The following is an 873-nucleotide window of genomic DNA, read 5'->3' as shown; positions in this document are numbered from 1 at the left end:
CATCCTGTCCCGCCCGCCTCAGAATACACTTTCATTGCAAGAGCAGGCGACAACTCCCTGACAGAGGGGGGTTTGGCTGCGCGCGAAAAGCCCTTGCCCCTCTTGCAGCGGCTTCGTCGCTTGACTAGAGACGCGCCACGACCCTAGGTGCGGAGAGGTGCCGGAGTGGTCGAACGGGACGGTTTCGAAAACCGTTGTGGATTAACGTCTACCCAGGGTTCGAATCCCTGTCTCTCCGCCACTTGCCCTTGCGAAAGCGTTCTCCCGATCCGGCTGCGGCCGGATTTTTACGTTGTCTTCTAGGGTTATGCGGGAGGGGCTGAACACCCGCCTCTGTGCCAGACGGGCCGGAAGCGGTCTCTCAGGGCCGGTAGTCTCCGGACCTCATGACTGCGCCGTTCTGGTTAATTCCCTGTAAGTCTTTGTGCTTTATTCAATTTTTTTAGGTCGGGGCTGAACCCTTCCACGTCAGGGGCATTCGCCAAATGGAACAGAAATCGAACCTCCTGCAGAGCGACTTACGAGAATTGTCTGACCGGGAGTGATCTGACCGCAAAAAGACAACCACTGCGTCGCTACCTGTCTCACTCAGGGACTAGTGTATGAAGGCGGCGCGGTTCCTGTTGGTTCCGCAGCGAATACAAAGGGACCGACGTGGACGACCAACGAAAAGAGGAAGGATCGGAAGCGCTCCTGCAGATTGCAACTGGGGCTGCTGCCCGAGGCGATCCAATCGGGATGATCGAAACGCTGACAGCTAGCGGCTTCCTGTTTGGTTTGGTCAGGAAGTTGCAGAAAGAGGTGGTTCGGGAAAACTGAACAGCCGGGATAAGTGGATTTTCCGCGCCACGGCGGCATGATTGTCGCGAGCGA

Annotated in this window: 1 tRNA gene; it reads left to right on the top strand. The window is 57.2% G+C overall.

Going from position 1 to position 873, the window contains the following annotated elements:
• Positions 1-151: 151 nt before the first annotated feature.
• Positions 152-241, top strand: a tRNA-Ser gene (locus Q1A87_RS23545).
• Positions 242-873 lie beyond the last annotated feature (632 nt).

Origin of the sequence: uncultured Jannaschia sp., from assembly GCF_947494055.1 — a bacterium.
In the GTDB taxonomy this organism is placed as follows: Bacteria; Pseudomonadota; Alphaproteobacteria; order Rhodobacterales; family Rhodobacteraceae; genus Jannaschia.
This window is presented reverse-complemented; position numbering and strand designations above follow the sequence as displayed.